The sequence below is a fragment of the Streptomyces sp. NPDC043908 genome, from assembly GCF_056435525.1.
Map to the genome: position 1 here is coordinate 1 of NZ_JBWKEI010000035.1, position 2,920 is coordinate 2,920.

General features: G+C 67.0%; 2 protein-coding genes. Both read left to right on the top strand.

Features of this window, described 5'->3' with window-relative positions; translation table 11 throughout:
* Positions 1 to 1,845 (top strand): 2-oxoacid:acceptor oxidoreductase subunit alpha (locus tag AC069K_RS35660; RefSeq protein WP_478622990.1); only part of this gene is annotated, 1,845 nt, incomplete at its 5' end.
* A partial coding sequence (locus AC069K_RS35665; RefSeq protein WP_478622992.1) for a 2-oxoacid:ferredoxin oxidoreductase subunit beta occupies positions 1,838 to 2,920 on the top strand: 1,083 nt, incomplete at its 3' end. The genes AC069K_RS35660 and AC069K_RS35665, both read left to right, overlap by 8 nt.

The window sequence follows — 2,920 nt, forward strand, 5'->3', positions numbered from 1 at the left end:
GTCAAGCGCCTCGATCGGGTGGTCATTCGTTTTGCGGGTGATTCGGGTGATGGTATGCAGCTCACGGGTGACCGGTTCACGTCGGAGACTGCTTCGTTCGGTAATGATCTGTCGACGCTGCCGAACTTCCCGGCCGAGATCCGTGCCCCCGCGGGGACGCTGCCGGGTGTGTCCAGTTTCCAGCTGCACTTCGCCGACCACGACATCCTCACCCCCGGTGACGCGCCGAACGTGCTGGTCGCGATGAATCCGGCGGCGTTGAAGGCGAACCTGGCGGATGTGCCGCGGGGTGCGGACATCATCGTCAACACCGATGAGTTCACCAAACGGCCCATGGCCAAGGTCGGCTACGACACCAGCCCCCTGGACGACGGCTCCCTGGACGCCTACCACGTCCATCCGGTGCCGCTGACGACGCTGACCGTGGAGGCGCTGAAGGAGTTCGGGCTGCCCCGCAAGGAGGCGGAGCGGTCGAAGAACATGTTCGCGCTGGGCCTGCTGAGCTGGATGTATCACCGCCCCACCGAAGCGACGGAGGCGTTTCTGCGGCGGAAGTTCGCCAAAACCCCGCAGATCGCGGAGGCGAATGTGGCGGCGTTCAGGGCGGGCTGGAACTTCGGGGAGACCACCGAGGACTTCGCCGTCTCCTACGAAGTGGCTCCCGCAACGCGGGCGTTTCCTGCCGGGACCTACCGCAACATCTCCGGCAACCTCGCCCTGGCCTACGGTCTGATCGCCGCTTCCCGCCAGGCCGACCTGCCCCTCTACCTCGGCTCCTACCCCATCACGCCTGCCTCCGACATCCTCCACGAGCTGGCGAAACACAAAAACTTCGGGGTGCGCACCTTCCAGGCCGAAGACGAGATCGCCGGTATCGGCGCGGCCCTGGGGGCGGCGTTCGGCGGATCGCTGGCCGTGACCACCACCTCCGGTCCCGGTGTCGCGCTGAAGTCGGAGACCATCGGCCTGGCGGTGTCCCTGGAGCTGCCGCTGCTGATCGTCGACATCCAGCGCGGCGGGCCCTCCACCGGCCTGCCCACCAAAACCGAACAGGCCGATCTCCTGCAGGCCATGTTCGGACGCAACGGTGAGGCCCCCGTCCCCATCGTGGCACCGAAGACGCCGGCGGACTGCTTCGACGCCGCTCTGGACGCCGCCCGCATCGCCCTGACCTACCGCACCCCGGTCTTCCTGCTCTCCGACGGCTACCTCGCCAACGGCTCCGAACCCTGGCGGATCCCCGACCCGGGCGAACTGCCCGACCTGCGGGTGCAGTTCGCGACCCAGCCCAACCACCAGCTCGCCGACGGCACGCACGTGTTCTGGCCCTACAAACGCGACCCGCACACCCTCGCCCGCCCCTGGGCCATCCCCGGCACCCCCGGCCTGGAACACCGCATCGGCGGCATCGAGAAACAGGACGGCAGCGGCAACATCTCCTACGACCCCGCCAACCACGACCTCATGGTCCGCACCCGCCAGGCCAAAACCGACAACATCCACGTCCCCGACCTCACCGTGGACGATCCCGACGGGGCCCGGACCCTGGTCATCGGCTGGGGCTCCACCTACGGCCCCATCACCGCCGCCGTCCGCCGCCTGCGCACCGAGAACGTCCCCATCGCCCAAGCGCATCTGCGCCACCTCAACCCCTTCCCCGCCAACCTGGGTGAGGTGCTGCGCCGCTATGACACCGTCGTCGTCCCCGAGATGAACCTCGGTCAGCTCGCCACCTTGATCCGCGCGAAATACCTGGTCGACGCCCAGTCCTACACCCAGGTCAACGGCATGCCGTTCAAAGCCGAACAGCTCGCCACGGCCCTCAAGGAGGCCATCGATGACTGAGACGACTGAGACGACTGCGACGACGACGGCACAGACCCTGCTCTCCCTCGTCCCCAGAGCCGAGGGCCGGCAGTCGATGAAAGACTTCAAGTCCGACCAGGAAGTGCGCTGGTGCCCCGGCTGCGGCGACTACGCCGTCCTCGCCGCCGTCCAGGGCTTCATGCCCGAACTCGGCCTCGCCAGAGAGAACATCGTCTTCGTCTCCGGCATCGGCTGCTCCAGCCGCTTCCCCTACTACATGAACACCTACGGGATGCACTCCATCCACGGACGCGCCCCCGCCATCGCCACCGGCCTCGCCACCAGCCGCCGCGACCTCAGCGTCTGGGTCGTCACCGGCGACGGCGACGCCCTCTCCATCGGCGGCAACCACCTCATCCACGCCCTGCGCCGCAACGTCAACCTCAAAATCCTCCTCTTCAACAACCGCATCTACGGCCTCACCAAAGGCCAGTACTCCCCCACCTCAGAAACCGGCAAAATCACCAAATCCACCCCCATGGGCTCCCTCGACGCCCCCTTCAACCCCGTCTCCCTCGCCCTCGGAGCCGAAGCCACCTTCGTCGCCCGCACCATCGACTCCGACCGCAAACACCTCACCCACACCCTGCGCCAGGCAGCCGACCACCCCGGCACCGCCCTCATCGAGATCTACCAGAACTGCAACATCTTCAACGACGACGCCTTCCAAGCCCTCAAAGACCCCGACCAGGCCCAGGAAACCGTCATCCGCCTCGAACACGGCCAGCCCATCCGCTTCGGCACCGACCACCACAAAGGCATCACCCGCGACCCCACCACCGGCGACCTCCACGTCGTCGAAGTCACCCCCCACAACGAACACCACATCCTCATCCACGACGCCCACAACCCCTCCCCCACCACCGCCTTCGCCCTCTCCCGCCTCGCCGACCCCGACACCCTCCACCACACCCCCATCGGCGTCTTCCGCAGCACCCACCGCCCCGTCTACGACACCCAAATGACCAACCAACTCGACCAAGCCATCGAACAACACGGCAAAGGCGACCTCACCACCCTCCTCACCGGCAACGACACCTGGACCGTCACCAAC